Raw genomic sequence first — 14,934 nt, forward strand, 5'->3', positions numbered from 1 at the left:
GCCCACCTCTCGATACAGTTAGATAATTATAGTATCCACACTGAATACACCAGGAGCGCGACGTGACCGATCCCTACGCCCCGTTCACGAGCCTGTCCTTCGAGCGGCCCGCGCCCGGCGTGCTGCGGATCGTGCTCGACGCCCCGAACCTCAACGCCGTTGATCCTCGGATGCACGGCGAGCTCGCCGACATCTGGTCCGTTGTGGACCGGGACGCGGAGACCCGCGCGGTGCTCGTCCAGGGGGCGGGCCGGGCGTTCTCGGCGGGCGGGACCTTCGACTCCATCGAGACCATGACCGAGGACTACGCGGTGCGCGCCCGGGTGATGCGAGAGGCGCGGGACATGGTCTACGGGGTGCTCAACTGCTCCAAGCCGGTGGTCTCCGCGATCCACGGACCGGCGGTCGGGGCGGGGCTCGTCATCGGCATGCTGGCGGACATCTCCGTCGTCGCCCGCACGGCGAAGATCGTCGACGGGCACACGCGGCTCGGTGTCGCGGCCGGTGACCATGCCGCCATCTGCTGGCCGCTGCTGTGCGGCATGGCCAAGGCCAAGTACTACCTGCTCACCTGCGAGACGCTCACCGGCGAGGAGGCCGAGCGGATCGGGCTGGTGTCGAAGTGCGTGGACGACGCCGACGTGCACACCGAGGCCCTCCGGGTCGCGACCGCCCTGGCGGCCGGGCCGGCCAGCGCCATCAGCTGGACCAAGCGGTCCCTCAACCACTGGTACCGCACCGCCCAGCCGATCTTCGAGGCCTCGCTGGGGCTGGAGTTCTTCGGGTTCGGCGGGCACGAGGTCGTCGAGGGGCTCGCCGCGCACCGCGAGAAGCGGCCCGCGGACTTCGAGGGCGTCAGCGGCAAGCACCCGCTCGACCTGTGACCACCGTACGAGAGGAACCGATCGATCATGGCACCGCAGCAGACCAGCACCGAAGTACCCCTTCTGATCAAGGGTCTGACCTTTGAGGAGATGCCGGTCGGGCAGGTCTTCCGGACCGCGCGCCGCACCATCACGGAGACCGACCTGGTCAACTTCGTCACCTGGGGCGGCTTCACCGAGCCCCTCTTCTGGGACGCCTCGCACGCCGCGGACGGCGGCTACACGGGGCGACTGGTCCCGGGGGGACTGACGTACTGCATCGCCGAGGGCCTCGTCCTGCAGACGAACGTGCTGCACGGCACGGGCCTCGCCTTCCTGCACATGGAACTCGACGTGCTGGGTCCCGTGTACGTCGGCGACACCGTGTACGCCGTCGTGGAGACCACCGGGTCCCGGCCCTCCAGCAAGCCCGGCCGGGGCGTGGTGACCAGCCGGATCACGGTCCGCAACCAGCGGGACGAGGACGTCCTCGTCTACACGCCGGTGCGGCTGATCCGGGGCAGGGACTACGAGGCTCCGGCCTCCTGAGCCCGGGCTACGAGGCTCCGCCGTCCTGGGCCCGAGGCGCGGCCTGCACCAGGCTCAGACCGGGGGGCCGCCCCGCTTCGGGTACGGCCGCTCCGGCGAAGGCGCCGCGGTGCAGCCAGTCGGAGGGGATCGCGGGACGCGGCGGGGCCTCGTGGTCCGGGACCGCCATGGTGTACAGGCGGGTGTAGCGGAACTTGGCCTCCAGGTTGTCCAGCACCGACCAGTACTCGTAGCCGCACACCTCCACACCGGCCGCGGTGAGTCCGGCCAGCCAGGAGAGCCGGGCGCGCAGCAGGGCCCGGCGCCGGTCGTCGTCGCTGTGCCCCGAGGCGTCCACGAGGTCCAGGTCGCCCATGCCGTTGTCGATGACGGACAGCGGTGGCAGCGCGTCGCCGTAGAGCTCGCAGAGGCCGGCGACGGCGTCGGCGAGTCCTTCGGGGATGATCGGCCAGCCGTAGGCGGTGGTCTCCACGTCGTCGAACGGGACGATCGCGAAGCCCAGGCCCACGAGCAGGCGGTTGACCTCGTTGAGGGCGCTCTGACACGTCCTCGTGGGCAGCACGCGGGGCAGGTTCTCCGGCGCGGTGACACGGAGCGGGGTGTGCCAGGACAGGCCCAGCAGGTCCTGCTCGGTGGCGATGGTCTCCAGGTCGCCGGGGCGCACGCAGCCGGTGTCCTCGACCGGTGAGTCGCCGTCCTCGGTCACCATGTGCGCGCCGAGCAGCAGGGGGTCGAGGAACAGCCGGTTGGTCCAGCTCTCCAGGCGTTCCAGGGCGAGACGGTCGTAGGGGTCGCCGGTGGCCGGGTAGCCGCCCACGAGGGTGACCGTGGTGCCGATCCGGCCGCGCGCGCCGGTGGCCCTCAGGGCCAGGGTCGCGAGCCCGTTCGCGAGCAGGATGTGGTGGACAGCCGGCAGTCCGGCCCGGCCCGCACCCCGGCTCGGGGGATACATTCCGGCCACGTGGTCGGCGAGGGTGGGGCCGGCGAGGTCGGTGGAGGTGATCCAGCGTTCCACCCGGTCGCCGAAGCGGCGGCCCAGCTCGGCGGCGTAGGCGGCGAAGTGCTCGGCGGTGTCACGGGCGAGCCAGCCGCCGGCCGCGTCCAGCCATGGCGGCAGTGAGCGGTCGAGCAGGGTGAGAGCGGGCCGGGTGCCGCGGGCGAGCAGTGCGTCGAGCGCGCGGTCGCAGCGGTCCAGGGCGTCCCGGTCCCAGTTTCCAGGGCCGTCGGGCTGGAGCTGCGGCCATCCGACGACCATGCGGTGGGTGTCCGCGACGAGACCGGTCAGCTGCCGGAGGTCGTCGGTCCACTGCCGGAAGTGCCCGCCGCGTTCCGGCTGGGGCGGCGGGGGCGCCGCGATGGTGTCCGCCGTGGCGACCCCCCAGTCGACGCGGCGAAGCGATTCGTGCAGGAAACCATCGCTCATGGTTACCGTCCAGGCGGTGAATGGTTAAGCGCATTCAACTGAATGTCCGCCGACCGGACGCTAACAGGTCTGACAAACTACGACAACGTTTCGGCCAGATCTCATACCCGGCCCTCAGATGCCGGTGCCTGCTCCTCCAGGGGGTGGAACTCCTCTTCCTGCCACCAGGGGAAGAGGGGTGGCATGTCCTTGCTCACCCGCCCCGGGAAGGCGGGCGGCCGTTTGGCGAGGAACGACTGGACGCCTTCCACGGGGTCCGGGCCGCCGCCGATCTGGCTCATGATCCGGGAGTCGAGCCGGTGTGCGGCCATCGGGTGGGGTTCGCCCAGCATCCGCCACATCATCTGGCGGGACAGGGCGACGGAGATCGCGGAGGTGTTGTCGGCGATCTCCCGGGCCAGTTCGTACGCCGCCGGCAGCAGTTCCTCCGGCGGGTGCACGGAGCGGACCAGCCCGGCCGCCAGCGCCTCGTCCGGGCCGAAGACCCGGCCGGTGGCCACCCACTCCATGGCCCGCTGCATGCCGACGGTCCGGGGCAGGAACCAGCTCGCCGCCGACTCCGGCACGATGCCGCGGCGGGCGAAGACGAACCCGAACTTCGCCGAGGTCGACGCCAGCCGGATGTCCATGGGCAGGGTCATGCTGGCCCCGACGCCCGCGGCCGGGCCGTTGATCGCCGCGATCACCGGCTTGGTGCTGGAGAAGATCCGCAGCGCGACCCGGCCCCCGGTGTCCCGGTGCCAGGCGCCCGCCTTGCGGTGGTCGAAGGAGGAGCCGCCGGAGCTGACGTCGGCGCCCGCGCAGAAGCCGCGCCCGGCGCCGGTCACCACGATCACCCGGATCTCGTCGTCGGCGTCCGCCGCGTCCAGGACGTCGAGCAGGTCGGCCATCATCTGGGGGTTGAAGGCATTGAGTTTCTCGGGCCGGTCGAGGGTGACGGTGAGGATCCGGTCCGCCACCTCGGCCCGTACGGTGTCGTACTCCTGTACCGGCATACGCGTCCTCCGTCACTCCGACGAGCCGTTTCCAGAAAGCTTAATTAGTTATAGCATTCAACTCTACTGACTCGTTCGTTGACGACTGATGGCGGTGGAGATGACGGACCTCTTGGTGACGGCCGTCGGGCCGGTACGGCTGGTCGAACTGAACCGGCCGGACCAGCTCAACGCGATGAGCGAGGAGCTGCACGCGGGTCTCGCTTCCCTGTGGGACTCACTCGCCGGCGACCCTGAGGCCCGTGTCGTCGTCCTCACCGGGCGCGGCCGGGCGTTCAGCGCCGGGGGCAACTTCGACATCATGACCCGGGTCCAGCGCGACCGCGCCTTCCGGGAGCAGAACGTCGACGAGGCGCGGCGGATCGTCACCGGCATGGTCCGCTGCCCGCTGCCGGTGATCGCGGCCGTCAACGGGCCCGCGGTGGGCCTGGGATGCAGCCTGGCCCTGCTGAGCGACCTCGTGCTGATCGCCGACGACGCCTACCTCGCGGACCCTCATGTCCAGGTCGGGCTCGTGGCGGGCGACGGCGGTGCACTGGTCCTCCCCCTGCTCGTCGGGCTGACCCGCGCGAAGGAACTGCTGTTCCTCGGCGACCGGGTGAGCGCCGAGGAGGCGGTCCGGCTGGGCATCGCCAACCGCGCCGTGCCCAAGGACAAGCTCCTGGACGAGGCCATGGACCTCGCCGTACGACTGGCCGCCCTTCCCGCGCAGGCGCTGCGCGAGACCAAGCGCGCGGTGAACCTGCACCTGGAGCAGGCGTTCGCCACCGTCCTCGAACCCGCGCTGCTCGCCGAGCAGGAGTCCATGCACTCGCCGGACCACATCGCCGTCGTCGAGAAGATCATCGCGTCCCGCGCCCGTCGCCGGACTGACGGGGAGGGCTGAGGCATGGACTTCGCGTTCAGCGAGGAGCAGGAGGAACTGGGGCGCACCGTAAGGGCGTTCCTGGTCCGCACCTCGCCCGAGACCGAGACGCGGCGCCTGATGGAGACGCCCGAGGGCTTCGACCGGGCACTGTGGCGCCGGATGGGGACGGAGCTCGGGCTGCAGGGCCTCGCGGTCCCCGAGGAGTACGGCGGCGCCGGGTGCGGGCCGGTCGAAGTGGGCGTGGTGATGGAGGAGATGGGCCGTGCGCTGCTGTGCGCGCCGTTCCTGTCCTCCGCCGTGCTGGCCACGACCACGCTGCTGCGCTGCGCCGACGAGGACGCCCGCAAGCGCCTGTTGCCGGGCCTGGCCTCCGGCGAACTCGTCGGGACACTCGCCCTGACCGAGGACTCCGCCCGCTGGGACGCGTCGGGCGTCGGGCTCACCGCCCGTGAGAGCAACGGGAGTTGGCTGCTGACCGGGCACAAGATGTTCGTCCTGGACGGCGCCACGGCCGATGTCGTCCTCACCGTCGCCCGAACCGGCGACGGCATCGGGGTGTTCTGCGTGGAGGGCGACGCGCCCGGCCTGACCCGTGCGCCGCTGCCCACGATGGACCCGACCCGCCGCCAGGCCCGCCTCGACTACCAGGACGTACCGGCGACCCGGCTGCGTACCCACGGCGAGGGATGGGACCTGGTCTCCGAGGTGCTCGACCGGGCCGCCGTGGCGCTGGCCGCCGAGCAGGTCGGGGTGGCCTCCCGCGCGCTCGACATGGCGGTGGAGTACGCCAAGGTGCGCCACCAGTTCGGACGGCCCATCGGCTCCTTCCAGGCCCTCAAGCACCTGCTGGCCGACGTCCTCCTGGAGGTGGAGTCGGCGCGCGCCGCCGCCCACTACGCCCTGCTCGCGGCGGAGAACGAGGACCCGGAGCTGCCCGCCGTGGCGAATCTGGCGAAGGCGTTCTGCTCCGAGGCGTGCGTACAGGCGACGGAGCAGAACATCCAGGTGCACGGCGGCATCGGCTTCACCTGGGAGCACCCGGCCCACCTCTACCTGAAGCGGGCCAGGACGGCACAACTGCTGTTCGGCGATCCGGCGTACCACCGGGAACTGCTCGCACGGAGAATCGGCATGGACAAGGACAAGGGAGCGGCATGAAGGTCGACGGCAAGCTCAACGTGTGGAGCACCACGGAGGTCGTGGAGGAGGCCCGGCACCACGAGAAGGCCGGCTACGACGGCCTGTGGGCGTCGGAGTCCAAGCACGACCCCTTCCTGCCGCTGGTGCTGGCGGCCGAGCACACCGACCGGCTGGAGGTCGGCACGGCCATCGCGGTGGCCTTCGCCCGCTCGCCCATGCAGCTCGCGTACACCGCGCACGACCTGCAGACCTACGCCGGCGGACGGTTCTCGCTCGGTCTCGGCAGCCAGATCAAGCCGCACATCGAGCGGCGCTTCGACATGCCGTGGAGCCGGCCCGCGGCCCGCATGCGGGAGTACGTGAGCGCGCTGCACGCGATCTGGGCCGCCTGGAACGAGGGCGAGAGGCTCAACTTCCGCGGCGACTTCTACTCGCACACCCTGATGTCGCCCTTCTTCTCTCCCCCGCCCGCTCCCGGCGGCGCGCCCAAGGTGTTCGTGGCCGCCGTCGGCCAGGCGATGACCAAGGTGGCGGGCGAGGTCGCCGACGGGCTGCTCGCGCACGGCTTCACCACGGAGCGGTACCTGCGGGAGGTGACCCTGCCGACCGTGGAGGCGGGGCTCGCCGTGTCCGGCCGTACGCGGGCCGACTTCGCCGTCTCCCATCTGCTGCTGACCGCGACCGGCCGCACGGAGGAGGAGATGACCCGCGCGATCGACGGCACCCGTGCCCAGGTCGCCTTCTACGGCAGCACACCCGCCTACCGCGGGGTGCTGGAGCTGCACGGCTGGGGTGAACTCGGCGACGAACTGCACGCGTTGTCGACGTCCCGGCGCGAGGACAAGTGGGAGGCGATGAGCCGCCTCGTCGACGACGAGGTCCTGCACACCTTCGCGGTCGTGGCGGAACCGGAGCGGGTCGCGGGCGAGATCCGGCGCCGGTACGGGGCGCTGGTCGACCGGGTGTCCTTCTACACGGCGTACGAGATCGACGCCGAGGTGTGGGAGCCCATCGTGCAGGAGCTGCGCACGCCTGAATGACGGCCCGGCCCGGCAGGCCCGGGACGTCAGCCGAGCAGGTCCAGGACGGTGGTCATGGACCTGTTCTGCAGCAGGTAGTCCTCGGCCTCCTGGAGGTGGACGCGCCACAGTTCCTCGGCGTCCTCGGTCCGGCGCGCGGCGACAAGTTCGACGAGCGCGCCGTGGGCGCGGAAGCCCCGGCGGTTGGCCCTCACGTTCTCGGGGCTGCCCGCGTCCAGGTCGACGTGGGACCAGTTCGCCTGGTCGATGATGTGCCGGACCATGCCGTTGAGGACGCTCAGCGTCTCGTTGCCCGCCAGTTCGACGACCAGGGCGTGGAACTCCATGTGGGCACGGATGAACGCCGAGGGGTCGTCCATCAGCGTCTCGGCCTCGGCGACGGCGGCCCGCAGCCGCTCCAGGTCCTCGTCCGTGCGTCCCTCGGCCAGCAGACCGGCGCACGGTGCCTCGATGACCGTACGGGCGTCGTAGACGTCCTTGAGGGTCGTGCCCCGGTATTCGAGGACCACGCCGGCGTACCGGGCCGCGACCGTGCCCTCCGGGGTCTGCACGCGTGCCCCGCCCCGGGCGCCCCGGCGCACGCTGATCAGCGACTCCGACTCCAGCACCCGGAACGCCTCACGCAGGGTCGGCCGGGACACGGCGAACTCCGCCATCAGCGCGGACTCGGCCGGCAGCGCCTCGCCCTCGGCCAGCTCCCCGCGCACGATCTTGCGGCGCAGCTGTGCCGCCACCAGCTCGGCCATCTTGGGGACCCGGACCTTCACACCGTTGACCCGGCCACCGCCACCGTCCTGCCGCCCCGTCGTACGCGTCACCGGGCCCACCTCCGTCCGACCCACAGGTGCGGGACACGGCCCGAGCACCGGGTAGACGGTTCACTCTACTAGATAACTGATTGAACTAGGTTATCGAGTTCGTGGAAATGAGAAGTTCGGCCAGGGCGAGCAGCAGATCGCGGCCCACCGCCCGCTGCCGCATGTCCCCCATCACCAGCGGGACTTCGGGGTCGAGGTCGAGTGCTTCCCGGATCTCGCGCTCACTGCGTTCCTGGTGGCCGTGGAAGCAGTTGACGCCGATCACGAAGGGGATCCCGCGGCTCTCGAAGAAGTCGATGGACGCGAAACTGGACTCCAGCCGCCGGGTGTCGGCTATGACCACCGCACCGAGCGCGCCGTGCACGAGGTCGTTCCACATGAACCAGAAGCGCTCCTGGCCGGGCGTCCCGAACAGGTAGACCACCAGCCGGGGGTTGACCATGATGCGGCCGAAGTCCATGGCGACCGTGGTGGTGGACTTCCGCTCGACACCCTCGACGTCGTCGACGCCGACACTCGCAACGGTCAGGTACTCCTCGGTGCGCAGCGGCGCCACCTCGCTGACCGCCCCGACCAGGGTCGTCTTGCCGACACCGAAGCCGCCGGCCACAAGGATCTTGACCGCCGCGGGGGCCGAGCCGTCGTAGGCCCGGCCCGCGGGGTCAGAGTCTGCGAAGGCCATCCCTCACCGCCCGAAGAAGAGTCATGTCCATGGTGTTTCCCGTCGCTACGGCGATCGGCGGACGGGTGGTCGCCCTGCCCAGTGCCACCAGGTCGTCGATCAGGATTTTCGTGACCGCCACCGGCAGGTTCAGCTCCGCGGCGATCTCTGCCACCGCGGCGGGTGTGCGGCACTGCTGGAGGATCGAGCGGTGCTCGGGTTGCAGGCCCCGCAGTGCGGCCCGGCCGGGTGCCGGTTCGACGGTCGTCACAAGGGTGATCAGCGTGAGGTCGTCGCGCGTGGGTGCCGTCCGGCCCTGGGTGATCGTGTAAGGCCTGACCGACAGTTCCTCCGCGTCGGCCGCGTCCAGGCCGTCCATCCAGTGGCTCACTCACGTACACCGCGCTCGTCGGCGGGCGCCCCGAAGCGCGTCTCGGTGCCCATGCGCCGGCCCACCTGCTGCATCAGGGTGTGCATGGCCACGGTCATCAACTCGGCGTCCACTTCCTGGGATGCCACGACGGCCAGATGAGTGCCGCGGCCCGCGGCGGAGATGAACAGCCACAGGTCGGTCAGCTCGACGATGACCTGGTGCACCCCACCGCCGCCGAACAGCTGACCGACCCCGCGGGCCAGACTCTGCTGGCCGGTGGCGATGGCGGCGAGGCGCTCGGCGTCGCCGCGGGCAATGGTGCGGGACTGGCTGACCACCAGCCCGTCGTCGGACAGCACGATGGCGTGGTGCGTGCCGGGCACTTGTTCCACCAGGCCGTCCAGCAACCAGTCGAGGTCCGGGTGGGTGGCGGTCGTTCGCATGGTCATGGTCAGTCTTCCGTCGGGGTCCGTCTACGTTGCGGCAGCACGTCGAGGGGTTCGTGGTCGGTCGGGGGAACGTCACGCCGGACCAGCCGGGACTGGCGCTGGAAGGCGCCGATCGTCGCGCCGGAACGGGCGGGCGCGGACCGCCGGTTCGGTGCCTGCTCGTCGGGGGCAGGCACCCCCAGGCCGGCGGCCGGGTCACGCAGTTCGTCGGCGAGACTGGCCAGGCGCACCCGTTTCGGCAGTGGTCGCACGTCCGGCGCGGCATCCACGCGCACGGTGCCGCTCCCCCGCGGTGTGCCGGCCGCCTGCGGCACCGGATGGGGACGCGGCGGCCGGGTCCACACATCACTCGCGGGGGCCGAGGTTTCGGGCAGGCCGACTCGGCCGGTCACCAGGGTGTCCACGTCCTGGGCCGTCCTGCGCTCCGTGCCCGGCGCGTCCGAGACGGCCGCAAAGGGGGGCGGCGGCCAGCCGGCATCGACTGCCGCGGATGTCGGCCCCGACTGCTCGGGCGCCTCGACGACGAGTTCGTCGGGGATGAGGACGACGACCCGGGTGCCGCCGAACGAGGAGGGCCGCAGCTCGACCTGGATGTCGAGGGCTCGCGCCAAGCGGGCGACCACGTAGAGGCCGAGCCTGACGTCGTCCGCCCGGGACATGGCGTCCATGCGGGGCGGCTCGGTCATCAGCCGGTTGGCCTCGTCGTACTGCTCGGGGTCCATGCCCACGCCGCGGTCCTCGATCTCCACCGCGAGACCGCGTCCCACCCGGGCGGCGTACACCTCCACGGGCGTCGGCGGCCTGGAGAAGCCCACCGCGTTCTCCATGAGTTCGGCCAGTACGTGGATCACGAGGCCGACGGCGCGCTCGGCCAGCCACACCCGGTCCTCGACGTCGATCTGGATCCGCCGGTAGTCCTGCACCTCGCTCTGTGCGGAGCGGAGCACATCCAGCAGCAGGACGGGCTTGCGCCAGCGTCGCTGCGGCTGGCCGCCGCCGAGGATCACCAGGTTCTCCTCGTAGCGCCGCAGCCTTGCGGTCAGATGGTCGAGGTCGAACAGGCCTTCAAGGACCTCGGGATCCTCGTGCCGGCGCTCCAGCTCACTGAGCTTCTTCATCTGCAGGCCGATGAGCAGCTGGGTACGCCGGGCGATGCGCTGCAGCAGCTTCTCGAAGCCGCGGAACTGCGAGACCTGGGCCATGGTCGTGTCGAGCGCGCTGTGGCGTGCGAGGTTCAGCGCCTGGCCCAGCTGGCCCAGTTCGTCGTCGCCGTGCTGGATGGTGGGGAGTTCGGCGTCCAGGTCTACGACGTCTCCGCCGCGCAGGCGTTCGACGACGGCCGGCATGCGGGTCTGCAGGTCCAGGGCGGCGACGCGCAGCGCGGAGATCCGGCGGCGCAGCGTCCGGGTGAGGAGCGCGCTGATCAGGACGACCACGAGCACCGCCGCGGCGCCCATCACACTGGTCACGACCAACCGCCGCACCATCGCGTTCAGTTCCTTTTCCGTGGCCGCCGTCAGGGTCACGGAGTAGGCGGTGTTGAGCTGCTGGAGCTGGGTGGTGACCGGCCCGACGCCTGCGCTCCACGTCGTGCCGAGTTCCTTGGAGAACGTGTCCTCGTCGGTCCCGGAGCGGGTGCCGGACAGGACGTTCTGCTCGGCCGTCGTCTTCTGCTTCCAGGCGCCGCCGGCCATCAGCTTCCGGTACCGCGCGGCCTGGTCGTCCGGGACGAGGGGCACGATCTTGTTGTCGTAGAGGAAGTGCTGGGAGCCGATCCATCCGGCTAGCTGCCCGCGTTCGGTGGCGGAGAGCCGGCCGGTCACCGAGCCGCGGGTGAAGAGCGCGTTCTCACGCGAGATCATCTCCATGGCCCAGACCGAGTCGATGGCCGGCCGGGCGAGGTAGTCGATGTTGGGAAGACCGACGTGGCTCAGGGTGGTGAAGAGGTTCAACTGGCCTGAGATGAGGCTCGTGTAGTGGTCGAAGGTCTGCTGCTGCGAGGCGGTCCGCTGGTCCACCCCTGCCCGGTAGTCGGCCAGTTTCCGCAGGTTCCTGCCCACCTGGACGACGTTGGCGCGGATGTCGTCCGGGGCGCTCCAGCCGCTGTCGGGCAGTTCCTGGACGGTGGTGACGTCGGCGTCGGTGCGGACGCGTTGGGCACGCAGTGCCTTTCGGTAGCCCTCGGGGTCGGCCAACTCCGCTCCGCTGAGCCTGCGTTCCTCCTGGAGGTCGAAGAACGCGGCCATGATCGGCCGTGCCGCCGCGTTGGAGGCCGCGTTGCGGTCCTTCTGCGTCTGCCATTGCGTGTAGAGCTGCGCGGAACTCGCCAGCCACAGGGCCACGAGGGTGACGCTGGGCACCAGAGCCAGGACGAGCAGAACCGTTCGCAGTGACGGCTGCCGCCGGGCTTTGCCGCCTCCTGGGCCTTGTCTCTTCGACGCACGCGCATGCACTGCCACTGAGGTCCCCAGCGATGCTCCAAGTGACAGGCCGCTCCGATGGGCCCGCACGATGACGCGCCGATGCTATCCATGGATACCGCTATCTAAATACACTTAGAACACTAAACTTTCACCATCATCGTGCTGCACCGACGCGGTCAGCGCTCCGGCACGAAACAGGGCAGCGTGATCTCGTCCGTGAGGGGCCGGAAGTCGACGCGCACGCGCATCCCGATGTCGACAGCGTCCGGATCTCCGGCGTCGACATGGGAGAGCAGGGTGCCGCCGTCGTCGAGGTCGATCACGGCGAGCGCGAACGGCGTGTCGAAGCCCGGGCCGGGTGCGCGATGCACCACCGTCACCGAGTAGACGGTCCCCCGGCCGGCGCTCGGCGCGTAGTGCCAGCCCGGGGCCATGCACCCGGGGCAGGCGGGTTCGGGGACGAAGAAGCGCAGGTCACAGCTCGGGCAGTACGGGACGACCAGGCCGCCGCGCCGGGCCGCGTCCCAGAACGGTTCGGACAGGTCGGTGGGGACGGGTACGTGCCGGCTCATCGCGCTCTCCCCAACAGGCTCATCTCGTAGTGCTGCGCGCCGGATCCGGCGTTGCCGACGACCGCGAGTTCGGCGCCCTCCACCTGGTGCACGGCGGTGCCGCGCAACTGCCGTACGGCTTCGACGACTTTGAGCGTCATCTGCTGGGTCCCGTTCCAGGCGTAGGAAAGGCAGCCTCCGTCGGGGTTGACGGGATGCTTGCCGCCCACGGCGATGGCACCGCTGGCCGCCAGAGGGCCGCCCTCGCCCTCGCCGCACAGGCCGAGTGCCTCCAACTGCCGGATGATCTCGAAGGAGTTGGGGTCGTACAGGGAGAACACGTCCACGTCGTGGGGCCCGACGCCGGCCATCGCGTACGCGCGGGCGGACGCGTCCCGGCCGAGTTGGCCGACTTCCCGGTACAGCGCCGGGTTGGCGTACGCGGCCTGGTGGTACTCCATGCCGCCGCCGAGGACGGCGACGGCCGGGTGCGGCAGATCGCGGGCCCGTTCGGCGGTGGTGACCACCAGGGCGGCGCCGCCCTCGCCGACGATGCAGCAGTCCAGCAGGTGGAAGGGCGTGGCCACCATCCGGGAGGCGAGGACGTCGTCGGCGGTGTACGGTCCGCGGCCGTACATCATCGCTTCCGGGTTGGTGCTGCCGTTGTTGCGGATGGTGGCGGCGACCTCGGCGAGCTGCCGGGAGGTCGTGCCGTACTCGTGCATGTGCCGTGCCGCCACCAGAGCGAACTGGGCGACGACATAACTGCCCCACACGTCGGCGAACTCCAGGGGCACCCCGGCTCCCACGGGACCGGCTCCGCGCGAGACCAGCTTGCAGCCGCCGACGACGACGGTGTCCGCGTATCCGGCGCTGATGGCGGCGGCCGCCTTCAGCAGGCCTCGGGAGCCGGCGTTGTCGAGCATCGAGTCGCTGGTCCAGCGCAGGTCCCGGCCGAGCATGCGTGCCCAGGAGCTGCCCTCGCCGGGCACGCCGCCCGGGCCGGGCCAGTCCACCTGGGCGCCGTCGACGTCGGCGGGCGTCAGTCCGGCGTCCGCGATCGCGCCGCGTACCGCTTCGAGGGCCAGGTCCATGGCGTCGCGGTCGGGCAGTGTCAGCGCCTGTTCGGTGGCGTGCACGCCGACGACCACGGGTTGGCGGCCGTTCACGGGGTCACCGCCCCGCGCCCAGCGTGTCGCCGCCGGGATAGCCGCCCCCGCCGAAGCGCTCGTCGAGCACCTCGTAGTCCTTGGCGTAGTCCTTCGTGCGCGGGAGGGCATCGACGAACTCGACCGTCTTCGGCTTCTTGTACGAGGCGATCCGCGCCCGGCAGTGCTCGATGACGTCCGCCGCGGTGACCGGCTCGGCGCCCGGCTGGAGGACCACGACGGCCTTGACGTCCTGCGCCCAGCGCTCGTTGGGGACGCCGATCACGGCGGCCTCCTTGACCGCGGGGTGGGACTCGATGCAGTTCTCCACCTCGGCCGGGAAGATGTTCTCGGCGGCCGACTTGAGCATGCGGGTCGTCGTCCCGAGGAAGCTGATCGTGCCGTCGGGTTCGCGCCTGCCGAGGTCGGTGGTGTGCCACCAGCCGAAGCGGAAGCGTTCCTCGTTGATCTCGGGCCGGTTCCAGTAGCCGAGGTGCACGAGGTCGCCGCGGACGCAGATCTCGCCGGCCTCGCCGACCGCGCACTCCTGGCCGGTGCCGTCCAGGACGCGTACGGCGCTGAAGGGGCCCGGGCGTCCCGCGTTGCCGGTGCCCGAACCGCCGTAGGCCCCGGTCACGGCGAAGCCGGTCACCTCGGTCTGCCCGTAACCGCGGCCCATGCCGCCGCCGTTGCGGGTGAAGCGGCTCTGGTCGGTGGGGACGGTGCCCTCCCAGAGCCGCGCGGCGACGCTCGCGCGCAGGTGGGAGAGGTCGTGGCCGGCCTCGCGGTTCAGCGCGACGAGCTGGGCGATGGTCGGGGGCATCAGGTAGGCGTGGGTGCACTGCTCCGCCGCGAGCAGCGGGAGCAGTTCCTCGGCGACCACGCGGCGCACGACCACGTTCTTGCCGCCGTGGACGAAGGCCGGGACGCCCCAGAACTGGTAGTTGCCGATGTGGAACATGGGGCCGGCGCCGAGGAAGGACGTCTCCGTGCCGATGTCCCCCATCCAGGCGGCGCTCGCGCCCATGGCGAGCAGGTTGCGGTGCGAGAGCATCGAGCCGGACTGCCGGCCGGAGATCGCCGCCGTGTAGATGACCAGCAGGGCGGCGTCGGGGTCGACCTCGGCGCCGGGGTCCTCGGGCGAGCCGGAGGCCAGGAACGACTCGTAGGAGTCGGCGCCCTCGGAGTCGTGCCGCAGCCACAACGCCCGGTGGTCGCTGCCGAGTTCGGCCCGTGCCTTGGCGACCGTGTCACCGATCTCCTCGTCCTGCCAGACGACGACCTTGGGGTCGAAGTCCTCGACGGCGAAGGCCATCTCGGGGGCCGCCCAGCGCCAGTAGCCGGGGCAGACCATGGCGCCGACCTTCGCGGCGGCGCCGAGCAGCTCCCAGATCCGGAAGGAGTTCTGGCCCAGCCACAGGATGCGGTCGCCGGAGCCGACGCCCGCGTCCGTGAGGGCGCCTGCGAGCCGGTTGGTGCGCTCGTCCAACTGGGGCCAGGTCAGCCGGACGTCGCCGTCGACGAGGGCGACTCCCTCGGGGAAGGACCGTCGGTGCTCGCGGATGATGTCGCCGAAAGTCAGACGGCGGGCGGAATGCATGCTGGTGGCTCCAAATGGCTTGGAGAGGTGGGG

At 71.0% G+C, this 14,934-nt stretch carries 15 protein-coding genes; 5 read left to right on the top strand and 10 right to left on the bottom strand.

What is annotated here, in order from left to right:
* Positions 1-62: 62 nt before the first annotated feature.
* Together AQI94_RS33985 and AQI94_RS33990 are read left to right on the top strand one after the other, a co-directional pair.
* A complete protein-coding gene (locus AQI94_RS33985; RefSeq protein WP_031055138.1) occupies positions 63-884 on the top strand; it encodes an enoyl-CoA hydratase/isomerase family protein in 822 nt (273 codons plus the stop codon).
* A 27-nt stretch (positions 885-911) separates the two neighbouring features.
* Positions 912-1,412 (top strand): MaoC/PaaZ C-terminal domain-containing protein, encoded by a 501-nt coding sequence (locus AQI94_RS33990; protein ID WP_031055134.1) that lies wholly within the window; start codon positions 912-914, stop codon positions 1,410-1,412.
* Between the two features lie 7 nt (positions 1,413-1,419).
* On the opposite strand, the gene AQI94_RS33995 is transcribed toward AQI94_RS33990, so the two are convergent.
* Positions 1,420-2,835 (bottom strand): family 1 glycosylhydrolase, encoded by a 1,416-nt coding sequence (locus AQI94_RS33995; RefSeq protein ID WP_031055131.1) that lies wholly within the window; start codon positions 2,833-2,835, stop codon positions 1,420-1,422.
* 101 nt (positions 2,836-2,936) lie between these two features.
* Positions 2,937-3,830 carry a crotonase/enoyl-CoA hydratase family protein gene (locus tag AQI94_RS34000; RefSeq protein WP_031055130.1) on the bottom strand — a complete coding sequence of 298 codons (894 nt, stop codon included), beginning with the start codon at positions 3,828-3,830 and terminating at the stop codon, positions 2,937-2,939.
* A 100-nt stretch (positions 3,831-3,930) separates the two neighbouring features.
* Between AQI94_RS34000 and AQI94_RS34005 the strand changes: the two genes are divergently transcribed.
* From AQI94_RS34005 to AQI94_RS34015, 3 genes are read left to right on the top strand one after another with little or no spacing between them, the layout of a single operon-like run.
* Positions 3,931-4,716: an enoyl-CoA hydratase/isomerase family protein gene (locus AQI94_RS34005; protein WP_225890362.1), complete on the top strand. Its 786-nt coding sequence runs from the start codon at positions 3,931-3,933 to the stop codon at positions 4,714-4,716.
* A gap of 3 nt (positions 4,717-4,719) precedes the next feature.
* Positions 4,720-5,856, top strand: a complete 1,137-nt coding sequence (locus AQI94_RS34010) for an acyl-CoA dehydrogenase family protein (protein WP_031055116.1) — start codon at positions 4,720-4,722, stop codon at positions 5,854-5,856.
* Positions 5,853-6,878 carry a TIGR03617 family F420-dependent LLM class oxidoreductase gene (locus tag AQI94_RS34015; protein ID WP_031055115.1) on the top strand — a complete coding sequence of 342 codons (1,026 nt, stop codon included), beginning with the start codon at positions 5,853-5,855 and terminating at the stop codon, positions 6,876-6,878. Before AQI94_RS34010 ends, AQI94_RS34015 begins: the two co-directional genes overlap by 4 nt.
* Before the next feature lie 26 nt (positions 6,879-6,904).
* Here AQI94_RS34015 and AQI94_RS34020 read toward each other — a convergent pair whose 3' ends face one another.
* The 8 genes from AQI94_RS34020 to AQI94_RS34055 form a co-directional block, all read right to left on the bottom strand.
* Complete coding sequence (locus AQI94_RS34020; protein ID WP_199814376.1) at positions 6,905-7,696, bottom strand: FadR/GntR family transcriptional regulator; 792 nt, start codon at positions 7,694-7,696, stop codon at positions 6,905-6,907.
* An 85-nt stretch (positions 7,697-7,781) separates the two neighbouring features.
* Positions 7,782-8,378: a GTP-binding protein gene (locus AQI94_RS34025; RefSeq protein WP_031055112.1), complete on the bottom strand. Its 597-nt coding sequence runs from the start codon at positions 8,376-8,378 to the stop codon at positions 7,782-7,784.
* Entirely contained in the window at positions 8,359-8,736 is a 378-nt protein-coding gene (locus tag AQI94_RS34030) for a DUF742 domain-containing protein (RefSeq protein ID WP_051832659.1), read from the bottom strand. Before AQI94_RS34030 ends, AQI94_RS34025 begins: the two co-directional genes overlap by 20 nt.
* 8 nt (positions 8,737-8,744) lie before the next feature.
* Positions 8,745-9,173: a roadblock/LC7 domain-containing protein gene (locus AQI94_RS34035; RefSeq protein WP_391271543.1), complete on the bottom strand. Its 429-nt coding sequence runs from the start codon at positions 9,171-9,173 to the stop codon at positions 8,745-8,747.
* Between the two features lie 8 nt (positions 9,174-9,181).
* On the bottom strand, positions 9,182-11,539 hold the full coding sequence (locus AQI94_RS34040; RefSeq protein WP_051832658.1) for a sensor histidine kinase: 2,358 nt from the start codon (positions 11,537-11,539) through the stop codon (positions 9,182-9,184).
* 239 nt (positions 11,540-11,778) lie between these two features.
* Positions 11,779-12,174: a Zn-ribbon domain-containing OB-fold protein gene (locus AQI94_RS34045; protein ID WP_031055101.1), complete on the bottom strand. Its 396-nt coding sequence runs from the start codon at positions 12,172-12,174 to the stop codon at positions 11,779-11,781.
* Positions 12,171-13,322, bottom strand: a complete 1,152-nt coding sequence (locus AQI94_RS34050) for a thiolase family protein (RefSeq protein WP_031055099.1) — start codon at positions 13,320-13,322, stop codon at positions 12,171-12,173. Before AQI94_RS34050 ends, AQI94_RS34045 begins: the two co-directional genes overlap by 4 nt.
* Positions 13,323-13,326: 4 nt before the next feature.
* Positions 13,327-14,901: an AMP-binding protein gene (locus tag AQI94_RS34055; protein ID WP_031055094.1), complete on the bottom strand. Its 1,575-nt coding sequence runs from the start codon at positions 14,899-14,901 to the stop codon at positions 13,327-13,329.
* Between the last annotated feature and the right edge of the window lie 33 nt (positions 14,902-14,934).

Source organism: Streptomyces pseudovenezuelae, from assembly GCF_001513955.1.
GTDB classification, from domain to species: domain Bacteria; phylum Actinomycetota; class Actinomycetes; order Streptomycetales; family Streptomycetaceae; genus Streptomyces; species Streptomyces pseudovenezuelae.

Bases quoted from the DNA above. Each gene is read 5' to 3' on its own strand.
- AQI94_RS33990 (WP_031055134.1), top strand. From the start codon at position 912: ATGGCACCGCAGCAGACCAGCACCGAAGTACCCCTTCTGATCAAGGGT.
- AQI94_RS33995 (WP_031055131.1), bottom strand. From the start codon at position 2,835: ATGAGCGATGGTTTCCTGCACGAATCGCTTCGCCGCGTCGACTGGGGG.
- AQI94_RS34000 (WP_031055130.1), bottom strand. From the start codon at position 3,830: ATGCCGGTACAGGAGTACGACACCGTACGGGCCGAGGTGGCGGACCGG.
- AQI94_RS34005 (WP_225890362.1), top strand. From the start codon at position 3,931: ATGACGGACCTCTTGGTGACGGCCGTCGGGCCGGTACGGCTGGTCGAA.
- AQI94_RS34010 (WP_031055116.1), top strand. From the start codon at position 4,720: ATGGACTTCGCGTTCAGCGAGGAGCAGGAGGAACTGGGGCGCACCGTA.
- AQI94_RS34015 (WP_031055115.1), top strand. From the start codon at position 5,853: ATGAAGGTCGACGGCAAGCTCAACGTGTGGAGCACCACGGAGGTCGTG.
- AQI94_RS34025 (WP_031055112.1), bottom strand. From the start codon at position 8,378: ATGGCCTTCGCAGACTCTGACCCCGCGGGCCGGGCCTACGACGGCTCG.
- AQI94_RS34030 (WP_051832659.1), bottom strand. From the start codon at position 8,736: ATGGACGGCCTGGACGCGGCCGACGCGGAGGAACTGTCGGTCAGGCCT.
- AQI94_RS34035 (WP_391271543.1), bottom strand. From the start codon at position 9,173: ATGCGAACGACCGCCACCCACCCGGACCTCGACTGGTTGCTGGACGGC.
- AQI94_RS34045 (WP_031055101.1), bottom strand. From the start codon at position 12,174: ATGAGCCGGCACGTACCCGTCCCCACCGACCTGTCCGAACCGTTCTGG.
- AQI94_RS34055 (WP_031055094.1), bottom strand. From the start codon at position 14,901: ATGCATTCCGCCCGCCGTCTGACTTTCGGCGACATCATCCGCGAGCAC.